Annotated in this window: 13 protein-coding genes; 7 read left to right on the plus strand and 6 right to left on the minus strand. The window is 69.9% G+C overall.

What is annotated here, in order from left to right; genetic code table 11:
• Nucleotides 1-86: 86 nt before the first annotated feature.
• From OZ671_RS23300 to OZ671_RS23315, 4 genes are all read right to left on the minus strand, one after another.
• Entirely contained in the window at nt 87-968 is an 882-nt protein-coding gene (locus tag OZ671_RS23300) for an ABC transporter permease (RefSeq protein ID WP_268862944.1), read from the minus strand.
• Between the two features lie 9 nt (nt 969-977).
• Nucleotides 978-1,763, minus strand: a complete 786-nt coding sequence (locus OZ671_RS23305; protein WP_268862945.1) for an ABC transporter ATP-binding protein — start codon at nt 1,761-1,763, stop codon at nt 978-980.
• Between the two features lie 69 nt (nt 1,764-1,832).
• Complete coding sequence (locus tag OZ671_RS23310) at nt 1,833-2,885, minus strand: ABC transporter substrate-binding protein (RefSeq protein ID WP_268862946.1); 1,053 nt, start codon at nt 2,883-2,885, stop codon at nt 1,833-1,835.
• 262 nt (nt 2,886-3,147) lie between these two features.
• Complete coding sequence (locus tag OZ671_RS23315; protein ID WP_268862947.1) at nt 3,148-3,960, minus strand: DUF3108 domain-containing protein; 813 nt, start codon at nt 3,958-3,960, stop codon at nt 3,148-3,150.
• 201 nt (nt 3,961-4,161) lie between these two features.
• Between OZ671_RS23315 and OZ671_RS23320 the strand changes: the two genes are divergently transcribed.
• The 4 genes from OZ671_RS23320 to OZ671_RS23335 all read left to right on the plus strand — a co-directional run bounded on the left by OZ671_RS23320 (nt 4,162) and on the right by OZ671_RS23335 (nt 9,220).
• A complete protein-coding gene (locus OZ671_RS23320; RefSeq protein ID WP_268862948.1) occupies nt 4,162-5,862 on the plus strand; it encodes a heparinase II/III family protein in 1,701 nt (566 codons plus the stop codon).
• Between the two features lie 105 nt (nt 5,863-5,967).
• A complete protein-coding gene (purH, locus tag OZ671_RS23325) occupies nt 5,968-7,572 on the plus strand; it encodes a bifunctional phosphoribosylaminoimidazolecarboxamide formyltransferase/IMP cyclohydrolase (protein ID WP_268862949.1) in 1,605 nt (534 codons plus the stop codon).
• A 103-nt stretch (nt 7,573-7,675) separates the two neighbouring features.
• Entirely contained in the window at nt 7,676-8,065 is a 390-nt protein-coding gene (locus OZ671_RS23330; RefSeq protein WP_442957121.1) for a heavy metal-binding domain-containing protein, read from the plus strand.
• A 132-nt stretch (nt 8,066-8,197) separates the two neighbouring features.
• Nucleotides 8,198-9,220, plus strand: a complete 1,023-nt coding sequence (locus OZ671_RS23335) for an esterase (RefSeq protein ID WP_268862950.1) — start codon at nt 8,198-8,200, stop codon at nt 9,218-9,220.
• 21 nt (nt 9,221-9,241) lie between these two features.
• On the opposite strand, the gene OZ671_RS23340 is transcribed toward OZ671_RS23335, so the two are convergent.
• Both OZ671_RS23340 and OZ671_RS23345 read right to left on the minus strand, forming a co-directional pair.
• Complete coding sequence (locus OZ671_RS23340; protein ID WP_268862951.1) at nt 9,242-10,630, minus strand: MFS transporter; 1,389 nt, start codon at nt 10,628-10,630, stop codon at nt 9,242-9,244.
• A gap of 108 nt (nt 10,631-10,738) precedes the next feature.
• A complete protein-coding gene (locus tag OZ671_RS23345) occupies nt 10,739-11,302 on the minus strand; it encodes a carboxymuconolactone decarboxylase family protein (protein ID WP_268862952.1) in 564 nt (187 codons plus the stop codon).
• A gap of 141 nt (nt 11,303-11,443) precedes the next feature.
• On the opposite strand from OZ671_RS23345, the gene ggt reads away from it, so the two are divergent.
• Genes ggt through OZ671_RS23360 form a run of 3 tightly spaced genes read left to right on the plus strand, consistent with a single transcriptional unit; the run spans nt 11,444 to nt 14,083 of the window.
• Nucleotides 11,444-13,198, plus strand: coding sequence for a gamma-glutamyltransferase (ggt, locus tag OZ671_RS23350; protein ID WP_268862953.1), 1,755 nt, complete (start codon nt 11,444-11,446; stop codon nt 13,196-13,198).
• Nucleotides 13,199-13,217: 19 nt separating this feature from the next.
• Nucleotides 13,218-13,607: a VOC family protein gene (locus OZ671_RS23355; protein ID WP_268862954.1), complete on the plus strand. Its 390-nt coding sequence runs from the start codon at nt 13,218-13,220 to the stop codon at nt 13,605-13,607.
• Nucleotides 13,583-14,083 (plus strand): hypothetical protein, encoded by a 501-nt coding sequence (locus OZ671_RS23360; protein WP_268862955.1) that lies wholly within the window; start codon nt 13,583-13,585, stop codon nt 14,081-14,083. The genes OZ671_RS23355 and OZ671_RS23360 overlap by 25 nt, the downstream gene beginning before the upstream one ends.
• Nucleotides 14,084-14,096 lie beyond the last annotated feature (13 nt).

Genomic DNA, 14,096 nt, shown 5'->3' on the forward strand with positions numbered 1-14,096 from the left:
AAGCCGCGGGCTGCGCCCCGCGAGGCACGATTTATGAAGCGCCCGGCCTCAAGGGGCAAGCGCCAGCTTGCCACGCCGTGCCGGGATCAGGTGGCGGCGAAGGACGAACGCTGGGCCCAGCCGGTCATCCGGTTCTCCAGCCAGACGGTCGCCATGTACATGGCGACGCCGAGCACCGCGAGGGCGATCAGGGCGGCGAACAGCAGCGGCACGTTGAAATCGGCCGAGGCGCGGGCCATCAGATTGCCGATGCCGAAGCGCGAGGCGTTGTATTCGGCGATCACCGAGCCGACATAGGCGAGGGTGATGGCAACCTTCAGCGAGCCGAAAAAATAGGGCAGCGAGCGCGGGATGCCGACCTTGGTCATGATCTGCATCTTGGAGGCGCCGAGCGCTTTCAGCACATCCTCGACCTCCGGCTCGATGGTGGCAAGGCCGGTTGCGACGTTCACCACGATCGGAAAGAACGAGATCATGAAGGCGGTGAGCACGGCCGGCAGCCAGCCGACGCCGAACCAGATCACCAGGATCGGCACGACCGCGACCTTCGGCACCGAATTGAAGCCGACGAGCAGGGGATAGAAGCCGGCGTAGAAGAACCGGCTCGCGCCGAGCAGCAGGCCGAGCAGGATGCCGAAGGCGACCGCCAGGCCGAAACCGGCCAGCGTCATCCAGGCCGTGTGAAAGGAATGCACGCCGATCTGGCGACGGAACTCCCACAAGGCGAGCACGATATGGCTCGGCGCCGGCAGGATGAAGGTTGAAATGCCGAAAAGCCGGCAGAACAGTTCCCAGACGAGGAAGGTGCCGGCGGTGCAGACGAGCGGCGCGAGCTGCAGCGACAGTTTGGACCTGTCGAGCGCCGGTTCCGTGGCGACGCGCGCGAGCAGCAGCACGACATAGCCGACGGTGGCGGCGACCAGGGCGACCGGCCACCAGGACAAGAGGGCGTCGAACAGTGCCTCCATGGCCGGCCCTCAAGCGGTCGCGCGCGCTTCCGCGATGCGGGCGCGCAGGTCGTGGACGATGTCGGAGAATTCCGGCGTGTAGGTCAGCTCCAGATCGCGCGGGCGCGGGAATTCGACAGCGCGCTCGGCGATGATCCGGCCGGGCCGCGACGACATGCAGAAGATCCGGTCGGCGAGGAAGGCAGCCTCGCGCAGGTCGTGGGTGACCAGGATGACGGTGAAATTCCCGCGCGCATGCAGGTCGCGGATGACGCACCACAATTCCTCGCGGGTGAAGGCGTCGAGCGCGCCGAAAGGCTCGTCCAGCATCAGCAGCTTGGGTTCGTGGATCAGCGCGCGGCAGAGCGAGGCACGCTGCTGCATGCCGCCGGAGAGCTGCCAGGGAAACTTGTCGCCGGCATCCTTCAGCCCGACCGATTCGAGCAGCGCGAGGGCCTTGCCGACATATTCGGCCCGGTGGCGGCGCAGCCGCGAGCGGTGCGGCTCGACGATCTCCAGCGGTAGCATCAGGTTGTCGAGCGTCGTGCGCCAGGGCAGGAGGGTCGGTGCCTGGAACGCCATGCCCGCGATCTTGACCGGTGCGGCGACCCTGCGGCCGTCGACCATGACCGCGCCCTTCTGGGGGAACTGCAGGCCGGTGGCCAGCTTCATCAGGGTCGACTTGCCGCAGCCGGACGGGCCGACCACGGCGGCGAATTCGCCTTCCGCGACCTTCAGGTCGAGACCGTCGACAGCCAGCGTCGCGCCGGTCGCGTAGGTATGGCTGACATCGGTCAGTTCAACGAAAGGGCGCAAGGACGGGCTTCCGGCGGGAGGCGGGACATGAAGGGCGGTTCCACCCGGTCGCAGGCGGTCGATGCGGGCTCAGGCGAGCCGTCGCTCGGTCGGGGCGGGCAGGAGCTCGGCAAGGAACACGTCCTCGACCTTCGGCTTGTTCTTGTAGGTGAAGGTCAGCCCGATCTGGTCGATGGCCTTGGCCATGCGAGCGGGATCGATGCCGCCGACGCCGTTGGCTTTCACCCAGGGCGTGAAGACGTAGTTGTCGACGGTCATCTTGAGGCGCTCGGCCTCGGTCTCCTGGCGCGCGACGTCGTTGCGCGCGAGCACCAGCTTCACCGCGGCCGCCTGGTCGGCGATGCAGTCGCGGATACCCTTGACCACGGCGCGGTTGAAGCCGGCGACCGCCGCGCGATTGGCCTGCAGGAAGCCTGGGCTCGGCATCAGCACGTTGCCGTAAAGCTCGACGCCATAGTCGTACATGTGCAGCACGATGATGTCGCTGTCGGGCACGCCGCGCGACTTCAGGTTGATGTAGGAGGAATGGGCGAAGCCGAAGATGGCGTCGACCTCGCCGGAGGCGAGCATCGGCTCGCGCACGGGAAAGCCGACATTCTCGAAGCGCATGGTCGATTCGTTGAGATTGTTCACCGCGCGGAAGATCGGCCATTGCGCATAGGCGGCGTCCGGCGTCGGCGCGCCGAACTTCTTGCCTTCGAGGCTCTTCACGTCGGTGGTGATGCCGCGCGACCGGCGCCCGACGATCGAGAAGGGCGGGCGGTCGTAGACCATCATCACCGCCTTGAGATCGACGGTCGGGTTCTCGTCGCGGAAGCGGATCATCGAATTGATGTCGCCGAAGCCCATGTCGTAGGTGCCGGACGCCACCCGCGTGACGCCCTCGCGCGAGCCTGATGCGGCGTCGACCGAGACGTTCAGCCCCTCGGCGCGGAAATGGCCCTTTTCCAGCGCCATCAGGAACAGGCCGGCGGGGCCCTCGAACCGCCAGTCCAGCGTGAACCGGACATTGGTGGTCGCCTGCGCATGGACCGCGGGCGCGGCAAGCCCCGTCAGGGCGGCGGCCGCGGCAAGCTTCAGGCTGTCGCGACGGGTCGGACGGTAGCGCGGGAGATCGGTCATGGCGGAGCCCTTCGGCATATTCTTGTGAACGCCGGACCATTGCCGCGGCCCGGACCCGGACTGGGATTTGTCCCGTGGAACGTCAAAGCCAGCAAAGACCATGGAGTGCCGCACGGCAACCCGTTTTTCGTGACAAATTCGGCCTTTGCCCAAATCTCCGGCAGCTCGCCCGCAAGTTCGGCGCGCCTTGCCTCCTTTGCCGGCGCAGGACGCGGCAACACGCCGCAGGGGCGGTCTCCTGGCGTGGCGTTCCGGCCCTGCCTCAGGGCGCGACGGAAGCGGTCGCGGCGGGGCTGCCGAGCTCCAGGCGGGTCGGCTCGATCTGGGCCATGCCGACGGGCGTGCGGATCTTGATGCGCACCGGCACCAGCGTGCGGGTCGCCGCGACCGGTGCGAGCCAGACCTGCATGTCGCGGTTCTGCTCCATGGCCTGGGTCTGCGACGGCCGGTGGCCGGCGATCGGCCGGTAGCGGGCATTGCAGACGACGGCCTGGCCGGAATAGCCGGCGACCTTCAGCTCCTCGGTCCGGGCATAGGAGAAGGACAGGTCGTAGCGCTGCCGGCCGTCGAAGATCGGGAAGGTGCGGTTGCAGGCCTCCGCGCCGACGGCGGGGCCGGCGCTGCCGACGACGAACAGCGCGGCGGCGAGCGGGTCGAGCACGCCCTGGCGATGGCCGGGGGTGACCGGCACCTGGTCGGGCGCCTCGGGGCGGGCCGGCTCGGCGCTGAAGCTGCGGATGGCACCGCCGGCCATGGCCATGCGGACCGCCTCGTTCTGCTGAGTGGTCTGCAGGGTGAGCGCATAGTTCGACGGCACGGCGCGGCCGCCGACGATGCGGCCGGAGGCGGTCGCCGAGCCGCGGCCGGAGGCGATGAGCCGGGATACGCCCGACAGCCGGACCGACACCGAGGTTTCGTAGGCGTCGTTGGAGATGCGCCCTTCGAAGCCGGCGACGCCCACCTGCAGGCCGCCGATCAGGATTTCATAACGTCCGGAGACGGCTTCGGCCGCGCCCGCGGGCGAGACCATCACGGCGAGGGCGGAGATACCCGCCAGGAGGGTCGATCGAGACACGCAACAAACTCCATCACCAGCTGTCGAAAGGGCTTTCGCCGCCTTGGCCGCATGGCCGGCATCAAAGCGCGAAAATGGTTAACACCTTGGAAATGCAGCCGTGTCTTGTATGGGGCACCGGTTGTTGATCGAACCGGCTATGACTGGCGCGGCGATTCGGCGGGCCGTGGGGCCGGCACAGATTGTTTGAGGGCGGACGGGTTGGTCGCAAGAACCCTGGGGTGGATAGCTGAGCGGATCGTTGCCGGTCGGCTCGCGGCGGTCGGCTATTACCGGCGTGCGCGCGGCTGGCCGGTCGGCGCCGGCATGATGCGGATCTGGCGCGGCCGCAGCCAGACGCCGCGGATCCTCCTCGTGCCGCAGGAGCTGCGCACCGCCGACCCGGTGCGGGCCGATGAGATCATCGCCGGCCTGCATGTCTTCGCCGGTCGCACCATCCAGGCCGCCGATCCGTTCGCCGCGACGCCGCCCTCCGAGGACTGGCAGGAGGCGCTCGCCGGCTTCGGCTGGCTGCGCCACCTGCGCGCCGCCGGATCGCCGGAAGCCGCGGCGGCCGCCCGGGGCCTGGTCGAAGCCTGGCTGGCCGCCCAGGGCCGGGAGCACCGCTCGGGCTGGCAACCGCTGGTCACCGCCGAGCGCCTGAGGGCCTGGCTCGCCGCGTCCGGCCTGCTGCTCGCCGGCGCGGACGAGATGTTCTACCGCCGCTTCGCCCGGTCGCTGTGGTGGCAGCTCAGGGTGCTGGACGCGCAATATGCAACGCTCGCGCCGGGCGCCGCCCGGCTGTCCGTCCTGATCGCGCTGGTGACGGCAGGCCTGTGCCTGGAAGGCGAGGACAAGCTGCTGAAATGGGCTTCGCAGCGGCTTGGCGAGGAGCTCGAGCGGCAGATCCTGCCGGATGGCGGCCATGTCAGCCGCGATCCGGGCGTGCTGGTCGGCCTGGTGCTCGATCTCCTGCCCCTGCGCCAGCTGTTTCCGGCGCGCAATGTCACGCCGCCGGCGGCGATCCTGACGGCCGTCGACCGGATGATGCCGATGATCCGGTTCTTCCGGCTCGGGGACGGCACGATCGCCCGGTTCAACGGCATGGGCCCGACGGGCATCGACCTCGTGACGACGGCGCTCGTCTATGACGAAAGCCGCGGCAGCGTGCCGCGCTCGGCGCCGCATAGCGGCTTCGAGCGGCTGGAGGCCGGCGCCAGCGTGCTCATCGCCGATGTCGGCCCGCCGCCGCCGGCCCGCTACAGCGCCGGCGCCCATGCCGGGACGCTGTCGTTCGAACTGTCGACCGGGCGGCAGCTGCTGGTGATGAATTGCGGCATGCCGGCGGTCAACCGGGCGAGCTGGCGGCGCGAGGCGCGCAAGACCGCGGCCCATTCGACCGTCACGGTCGCCGACCGCTCGTCGGCCCGCTTCGTCGACCGGGGCCCGGCCGAGGGCGCGGTGATGTCCGGGCCGGGCCGGGTTGCCGCGGAACGGCACGATCTGACGCTGGCCGCGAGCCATGACGGCTATCGCCAGCGCCTCGGCGTGACCGTGCACCGGGTCCTGAGCCTCTCCGCCGAAGGTGAAAGGCTCGACGGCGAAGACACGCTCGAGGGCGCGGACCAGCCCTATACGCTGCGCTTCCACCTGCATCCGAGCGTCCAGCCGGTGCCGACCGAGCAGGCGCGCTCGGTGCTTCTGCTCCTGCCGACGGGCGAGGCCTGGGTGTTTGCCACCGAGGCCGGCGTCGCGATCGAGGAGAGCATCGCGCTCGCCATGCCCGAAGGGCCGCGGCGCACCGCCCAGCTCGTCATCGAGGGTCGTTCGGGCGAGATGCCGAGCGTGCGCTGGACGCTGCGCAGGCTGGACCGGCCGCAGCCGCCGCTGCCGCGCGATCCGGAGCCGGAGCTGCCGCTCTAAGGCCGAGAGGACGGCACGGCCAGGCCATTTTTCGCGCCGATAAAGGTTCCGATGCCGGGGCTGCCGTGCTAAGGCGCGGCCGAACTCTCCCGGAGACCGCCCCCCGTGTCCGCTTTCCCCGAACGCCCCATCGCCCGTGCTCTCATCTCGGTCTCCGACAAGACCGGCATCGTCGCATTCGCCCGCGACCTCGCCGGACTCGGCGTCGCGCTCGTGTCGACCGGGGGAACCTACAAGACACTGAAGGATGCCGGCCTCGATGTCACCGAGGTGGCCGAGCTGACCGGCTTTCCGGAGATGATGGACGGCCGGGTGAAGACCCTGCATCCGAAGGTGCATGGCGGCCTCCTCGCCATCCGCGGCCATGCCGACCATGAGGCGGCGGCCAAGGCCCATGGCATCCTGCCGATCGATCTCCTGGTGGTGAATCTCTATCCGTTCGAGGCGACCATCGCCCGCGGCGCGAGCTGGGACGATACGATCGAGAACATCGACATCGGCGGCCCGGCCATGATCCGCGCGGCCTCGAAGAACCACGACGCCGTCACCGTGGTGGTCGACGCCGCCGACTACGGACCGGTGGTCGCCGCCATGAGGGCGCATGGCGGAGCGACGACCCGCGACCTGCGGCGCCGTCTGGCGGCCAAGGCCTATGCCCGCACCGCGAGCTATGACGCGGCCATTTCGAACTGGCTGTTCGACGCGCTGGAGGAGACCGCCACGCCCTATCGCGCCTTCGGCGGCGAACTCGCCCAGGCGCTGCGCTACGGCGAGAACCCGCATCAATGGGCGGCCTTCTACAAGACGCCGCAAGGCGCGATCGCCCGGCCGGGCGTTGCCACCGCCCGCCAGCTGCAGGGCAAGGAACTCTCCTACAACAATCTCAACGACACCGACGCCGCCTATGAGCTGGTCGGCGAGTTCGACCCGGCGCGCACCGCCGCGGTGGCGATCATCAAGCACGCCAACCCCTGCGGCGTCGCCGAGGCGTCGACGCTGGTCGAGGCCTATGAGCGGGCGCTCGCCTGCGACCCGGTCTCCGCCTTCGGCGGCATCGTCGCGCTCAACCGCACGCTCGACGCCGAGGCGGCGCGCAAGATCGTCGAGATCTTCACCGAGGTGATCATCGCGCCCGACGCGACGGACGAAGCCAAGGCGATCGTCGCCGCCAAGAAGAACCTGCGTCTGCTGGTCGCCGGCGGCCTGCCCGATCCGCGCGCGGCCGGCCTGATGGTCAAGACGGTGGCCGGTGGGCTCCTCGTGCAGTCGCGCGACAATGCGGTGGTCGACACGATGGACCTGAAGGTGGTGACGAAACGCGCGCCGACCGCGGCCGAGCTGACCGATCTGCGCTTCGCCTTCCGCGTCGCCAAGCACGTCAAGTCGAACACCATCGTCTATGCCCGCGACGGCGCGACGGTGGGGGTCGGCGCCGGCCAGATGAGCCGGGTCGATTCGGCCCGCATCGCGGCGCGCAAGGCCGAGGATGCGGCGCTCGCGGCCGGCGGCGGCGAGCCGCTGACCAAGGGGTCGGTGGTGGCCTCCGACGCCTTCTTCCCCTTCGCCGACGGGCTCCTGGCGGCGGTCGAGGCGGGCGCCACCGCAGTGATCCAGCCCGGTGGCTCGATGCGCGACCAGGAGGTGATCGACGCCGCCGACCAGGCCGGGCTCGCCATGGTGTTCACCGGCATCCGGCATTTCCGGCACTGAGACACGCCGCCGCGCCGTCAGGTTTCTTGCCTTCGCGCGCGGCTTGCTGTCGAAATGACGCGGGCGCGCACCATCGTGCCGCGCGCGGACCGGAGGCTGTTCCATGCTGCTGACGACGACGCCGACCTTCGAAGGTGGCCGCATCATCCGCTACCACGGCGTGGTGACGGGCGAGGCGATCCTCGGCGCCAATCTCTTCCGCGACTTCTTCGCCTCCATCCGCGACATCGTCGGCGGCCGGGCCGGCTCCTACGAGACGGTGCTGCGCGACGGCCGCAACACGGCCTTCGGCGAGATGATGCAGGAGGCCCAGCGGCTTGGCGCCAACGCCATCGTCGGCATCGACATCGACTACGAGACGCCGGGCAAGTCCATGCTGATGGTGAGCGTCAGCGGCACCGCGGTGACGGTCGACATGGCGCTGGGCGGCCCCTCCGTGCCGCCGCAGGGCGGTTATGGCGGCCAGGCACCTTGGGGCAGCCGCGGCGCCTGAGCCCGGCCCGTCTCGACGGCTCCGGATCCTCGTGGTCCCGATCTGCAGCGCAGACCTGTCATCCGGCGGCTTCGCACGACAGGGCGCGCCGGCAATACTCCTCGCCAGGAATGCCAAGGGGAGGAGACCGGCATGCGCCTGCGCATTCTCGTTGCCGTCATGTCGGCGCTGCTCGGCATGGGTAGTCCGGCGGGCGCCGACTACCGGGTCAGAGAGGTCGGCAGTTTCCACATCGGCGGCCGCGACGTCGTGCTGTCGGGCTTGCCGATCCAGGAGCTCAGCTTCACGGCGGGCATGGCGCCGATCAAGGTCGACCCGAACGGCGAGTTCATCGCCGGCCAGATGTATGTCCAGTATGTCAGGCTGGCCGAGCCGCGCCGCCTGCCGATCCTGTTCTGGCATGGCGGCGGCCTCAGCGGCGTCACCTGGGAGACCAAGCCGGACGGCAAGCCCGGCTGGCAGCAGTTCTTTCTGGCGGCGGGCTACGACACCTATGTCTCGGACGCGGTGGAGCGCGGCCGGGCCTCCTGGGCGCGCTACCCCGAGATCTATCCGAGCGCGCCGTTCTTCCGGCCGAAGAAGGAGGCCTGGGAGCTGTTCCGGATCGGCCCCACCTATGAGGTCGGCGGACGGCGCGAGGCCTTTTCCGACACGCAGTTTCCGATCGAGGCCTTCGACCAGTTCGCGCGCCAGCAGGTGCCGCGCTGGGCATCGAACGATGCCGCGACGCAGGCCGCCTATGACGCGCTCATCCAGAAGGTCTGCCCCTGCATCGTCATCGTCCACAGCCAAGGCGGCAATTTCGGTTTTCGCGCGGCGCTGAATGCGCCGGACAAGGTGCGGGCCCTGGTCGCCATCGAGCCTTCGGGGGCACCGGATCCGGCAACCGTCGACCTCGCGCGGATCCGCGGCGTGCCGCATCTCGTCGTGTTCGGCGATCACCTCGAGGATTCGCCGCCCTGGCAGACCTTCGTGCGGGCGCCCCGGCGCTATGCCACGGCGCTCGCCGCAGCCGGCGGCGCAGCGACCTGGCTCGACCTGCCGGCGGAAGGCATCCGCGGCAATTCTCACATGGTCATGATGGACCGCAATTCGGATGCGATCGCCCAGCGCGTGCAGGATTGGCTGATCAGGACCGTGCCGGACTTGCGGTAGGGCGAGGCGCCACGGGCGGGCTCATGCGGCCGCCGGCCGGGTCGAGACCCGGGTCAGGATGGCGGCGCCGACCGCGAACATGATCAGCAGCACGCCGAGGCCGGCGCGCTGGTCGTTGAGCGCCAGCGTCACCATGCTCGACAGGAACGGTCCGACAAAGGCCGTCACCTTGCCGGACAGGGCGAACAGGCCGAAGAACTGGCCGATCTTGTCGCGTGGCGCGAGGCGCACGAGCAGCGACCTGGAGGCCGCCTGCAACGGGCCGGCGGCGGCGCCCATGATGCCGCCGAGGACGAGATAGATCCGCTCCGGGACGGTGGCGAAGAAGCCATCGCCGGGCATCGGCCTGGCCGTCTCGAAAATGAAGAAGACATGGCCGGGGCCGATCAGCAGGATGGCGGCCGTGGCGGTGCACAGGAACAGGATGGAGCCGAGGATCACCGGCTTCGAGCCGATGGCATCGTCGAGCCTGCCGCCGATCAGTGCGCCGAACGTGCCGGTCACGGTCAGCAGCATGCCGAACAGGCCGATCTCGATGGTCGTCCAGCTGAACACGCCCGCCGCATAGATGCCGCCCAGCGCGAAGATGGCGACCAAGCCGTCCATGTAGATCATGTTGGCGATGAGGAAGAGCATGATGTTGCGGTGCTTGCGCACTTCGGCCAGCGTCGCGCCGATGCTCCTCAGCCCCGACCTTGCCGCCGCGGCGAGCCCCATCTTGGCGGGGACATCGGGCGTGAACAGGAACATCGGGATGACGAAGAGAATGAACCAGAATGCGGTCAGCGGTCCGGCCGCTCGATCACCCTCGCGCGCCGCCGCGTCGAGGCCGAACAAGGGGTTGAGGCCGATGATGGTGCGGCCGGTATCGGGGCTCGCCACCAGGAAGCCGAGCATGAAGATCAGCGAGAGCATGCCGCCGACGTAGCCGATGGCCCAGCCGAGGCCGGACAGGCGGCCCATCCGGTCGGGCGGCACCAGGGTCGGCATCATCGAATTGTTGAAGACGGTGGCGAACTCCGCGCCGACCGTGGCGATGACGAAGGCGGCGAGCACGATCGCCGCCGTCTCCGGCATGCCGGGCCGGCCGAGCCAGAGCAGGGCCGAGCCGATGACGAGCAGCAGGCCGAAGGCGGCGATCCAAGGCTTGCGCCGGCCGGAAGCGTCGGCGATGGCGCCGAGGACCGGCGACAGGAAGGCGATGACGAGGCCGGCGGCGCTGCTGGCAAAGCCCCACATGGCCTGGCCTTCGACGGGATTGGCAGCGACCGCGCTGGCGAAGAACGGCGCGTAGACGAAGGTGTTGATCAGCGTGAAGTAGGGCTGGGCCGCCCAGTCGAACAGCACCCAGCCGGCAATGGCGGCGCGGTTCGCTGGGGCCTGGACGGCGGCGGGGGATGCGGTCGGCATGACGGCTGATCGGGCTCAGTTCCTGGGCGGCGGCGATTATCGCGTGCAATCGTTAGCAATTCACGCCGGCACCAGTGATCCGGCCCGGGGGGCGCCATCCCGCGCCGGCTATTCGGGCCAGCGCGCCAGGCCCTCGGCGCCGTCGGCTGGCGTGCGGGCGACATTGAGCACCAGCGCGAGCAGCGCGTAGATGCCGACCAGGGTCGGAATCTCGACCGCGCCGCGTTCGCCGTGGCGCGCGACGACGCGCTCGTAGGTGGTGTCGGACCAGCGCCGCGTCGACAGCAGCTCGGCGACCGCATCGTGGATCAGGGCCTCGTCGGCGCTCATGCCGTCGGGCCTGCGCCCTTCGGCCAGCGCGGCGATCACCGCCCTGGAAACGCCGGCCTTTTCCGCCTCGCGCGCATGCACGGACCATTCGAACTGCTGCGAATAGGCGCGCGCGACCTGGCAGATGGCGAGCTCCTTCAGATCCTCCGAAAGGCAGGAATGGTGGCGCATGCGCACGCCGAGCGCCTCGACGTCCCGCATGACCGCCGGCGAGCGCAGCAGCGGCGCGTAGGGCCCGAACGGCTCGGCACCGCGCCGGGCGCGGAATTCGGCGGCGGCTTCGGCCTGGGCCTGGTCATAGGCGGACGGCGGGATGGGCGGCAGGCGGTCAGGGGCGGCCATGGCTTTCTCACGTGGCGGGCGACGCCGGCATGATCGGCCGGCCGGCAAGCGCGGCCAAGACGTCATCCTGCATGGCCCCGTCCCGGCGAGTGGCGGCGCGCGCCGTTTCGGGCAAGAGTGCCGTCCTCCGCGGAGGCCTCCATGCGTCGGACAGTTCTTGCATTGGCCGCTCTTCTCACGGCAGCGCCGGTATTCGCGCGGGCTCAGCCGCAGCCCGCGCCTGCCGCGGCCGTTCCGGCCTGGCCGATCATTTCCGACGTCGCGCGCATTCACCCGGCGCTCGCCCCCGACGGCATGGTGGCGAGCCAGGAGGCGCGGGCGACCCGGATCGGGGTCGAGGTGCTGTCGCGCGGCGGCAATGCGGTGGACGCGGCGGTGGCGGTCGGCTTCGCGCTCGCCGTGACGCTGCCACGGGCGGGCAATCTCGGCGGCGGCGGCTTCATGCTGGTGCATCTCGCCGCGCGCAACGAGACGGTCGCCATCGACTATCGGGAGACGGCACCGGCCGCCGCCACGCCGACCATGTTCCTTGGCGGCAACGGCGAGCCGGATGCGCGCCTGTCGCGCGACACCGGCCTCGCCGCCGGGGTCCCCGGCACGGTCGCCGGGCTTGCCGAGGCGCATCGCCGCTACGGCTCCGGGCGCTTCAGCCTGGCCGAGCTGATCGCGCCGGCGATCCGCCTGGCCCGCGACGGCATTCCGGTCGACGAGGATCTCGCCGATTCGCTGCCGGCCGCCGCCCGCCGGCTCGGCCGCTTTCCGTCCTCGGCGCGCATCTTCCTGAGGCCGGACGGCTCGGCGCTGCGGCGGGGCGAGACGCTCGTCCAGACGGATCTCGCCCGTTCGCTGGAGGCGATCGCGCAGCGCGGCCCGGCCGGTTTCTACGAAGGCACGATTGCCGAACGCATCGTCGCGGCGCTCGGCGCCCATGGCGGGATCATGACGCCAGGGGATCTCAAGGCCTATCGGCCGGTCATCCGCGAGGTCGTGCGCGGGCGCTATCGCGGCTACGAGATCGCCTCCATGCCGCCGCCGTCCTCGGGTGGGGTGCATCTCATCCAGATTCTCAATCTGCTCGAGCCCTATGACCTTGCCGGCATGGGTCACAACAGCGCGCGGGCGATCCATGTCATGGTCGAGGCCATGAAGCTCGCCTATGCCGACCGCGCGCGCCATCTCGGCGATCCCGACAGCGTCGGCGTGCCGGTGCGCGGGCTCGTCTCCAGGGCCTATGCCGACCGGCTGCGCCCGTTGATCGATCCTGCGCGCGCCCGGCCCGCGGCCGAGATCCGCCCCGGCGATCCGGTCCCGCACGAAGGCGACCAGACCACCCATTTCTCGGTGGTCGACCGTGCCGGCAACGCCGTGGCCAACACCTATACGCTCAATTTCTCGTATGGGCTGGGCCTGGTCGCCGAGGGCACCGGCATCCTGCTGAACAACGAGATGGACGATTTTGCCGCCAAGGCGGGCGCCAGCAACGCCTACGGGCTGGTGCAGGGCGCAGCCAATCTGCCGGCGCCCGGCCGGCGGCCATTGTCCTCGATGGCTCCCACCATCCTGTTCCGCGACGGCAAGGTGGCGATGGTGACCGGTTCGCCGGGCGGCAGCCGGATCATCACCATCACGCTGCAGACCATCCTCAACGTCGTCGATCATCGCATGAACATTGCCGAGGCGGTGGCCGCGCCGCGAGTGCATCACCAGTGGCTGCCCGACGCGATCGACGTCGAGCGGGGCATTTCGGTCGACACGCTCGCCCTGCTCGCAGGGCTCGGCCACCGCATCCAGCCCCGGCCCGCCTTCGGCAACGTCAACGCCATCCTGGCAACGTCCGCAGGCTGGACCGGCGCATCCGACAGCCGCCAGCGCGGCACGCTCGCCGCCGGTCCGTGAAACCAGGGAACTCCCGCTCATGAAGGTCACGCGCATCGTCGCCAATATCGCGGCCGCCGACATTGCCGCCGCGCGGCGCTTCTATGGCGACGTGCTCGGCCTCGACATTCTCATGGATCATGGCTGGATCGCCACCTACGGCGCCCCGGCGCAGATGAGCGTGCAGGTGAGCGTCGCAACCGAAGGCGGTTCCGGCACGCCGGTGCCGGATCTGTCGATCGAGGTCGACGATCTCGACGCGGCGCTCGAGGGAATGCGTGCCGCGGGCTTTGCCGTCGAATACGGTCCGGCCGACGAGCCCTGGGGCGTGCGCCGCTTCTATGTGCGCGATCCGCTTGGCAAGCTCGTCAACATCCTCAGCCATCGCCGAGCCACCGCGCCGCCGTGCCCGACCATTCCGGGGCATTGACGCCGGTTCCGTTTGTTCTCATTATGTTCCGCCGAAGAGAACGGCGAATCATGAGCAGACGGCGAATCATCCACGCATTCGATGCCGGGCCGCCGCAGGCCCTGGCGGCGGTCGGCCTGGCCGGCCGGTTTCATGCCTGGCGCGGCATTTCCGGCCGGCGCTACCTGGCAACCGTCTATCCGGCCGGCGCGCCGCCGGCCTACGAAGGTGCGGTTGTGGTGCTTGCCCGCCGCGAGGCCGACGGCACGCGCGTGGCGGTCTGGGCCGGCCGCGCGCCGGGGTCGGAGCGGGCGCTCGCCCGGCTCGCTCAAATGAAGCGCGCGAGCGAGGTGCATATTCATCTGATCGCCGAGAACGACGACGAGCGGGCGCGGGTCGAAGCGGATCTCGCTTCGACCGTCCGCGATCTGGCCGCGGCCTCCGCGTGGCCACGACACAGGCCGGGCGCGCAAATGCTGGAGGCGGGGAACCACTAGCCGCAGCGGGGGT

The sequence above is a fragment of the Phreatobacter sp. AB_2022a genome, assembly GCF_026847585.1.
Lineage (GTDB): Bacteria > Pseudomonadota > Alphaproteobacteria > Rhizobiales > Phreatobacteraceae > Phreatobacter.

What these genes read in the sequence shown, in the direction of transcription:
- OZ671_RS23355 (WP_268862954.1), top strand. Translation starts at nt 13,218, where the DNA reads ATGAAGGTCACGCGCATCGTCGCCAATATCGCGGCCGCCGACATTGCC.
- ggt (WP_268862953.1), top strand. Translation starts at nt 11,444, where the DNA reads ATGCGTCGGACAGTTCTTGCATTGGCCGCTCTTCTCACGGCAGCGCCG.
- OZ671_RS23340 (WP_268862951.1), bottom strand. Translation starts at nt 10,630, where the DNA reads ATGCCGACCGCATCCCCCGCCGCCGTCCAGGCCCCAGCGAACCGCGCC.
- OZ671_RS23330 (WP_442957121.1), top strand. Translation starts at nt 7,676, where the DNA reads ATGCTGCTGACGACGACGCCGACCTTCGAAGGTGGCCGCATCATCCGC.
- OZ671_RS23300 (WP_268862944.1), bottom strand. Translation starts at nt 968, where the DNA reads ATGGAGGCACTGTTCGACGCCCTCTTGTCCTGGTGGCCGGTCGCCCTG.
- OZ671_RS23335 (WP_268862950.1), top strand. Translation starts at nt 8,198, where the DNA reads ATGCGCCTGCGCATTCTCGTTGCCGTCATGTCGGCGCTGCTCGGCATG.
- OZ671_RS23310 (WP_268862946.1), bottom strand. Translation starts at nt 2,885, where the DNA reads ATGACCGATCTCCCGCGCTACCGTCCGACCCGTCGCGACAGCCTGAAG.
- OZ671_RS23345 (WP_268862952.1), bottom strand. Translation starts at nt 11,302, where the DNA reads ATGGCCGCCCCTGACCGCCTGCCGCCCATCCCGCCGTCCGCCTATGAC.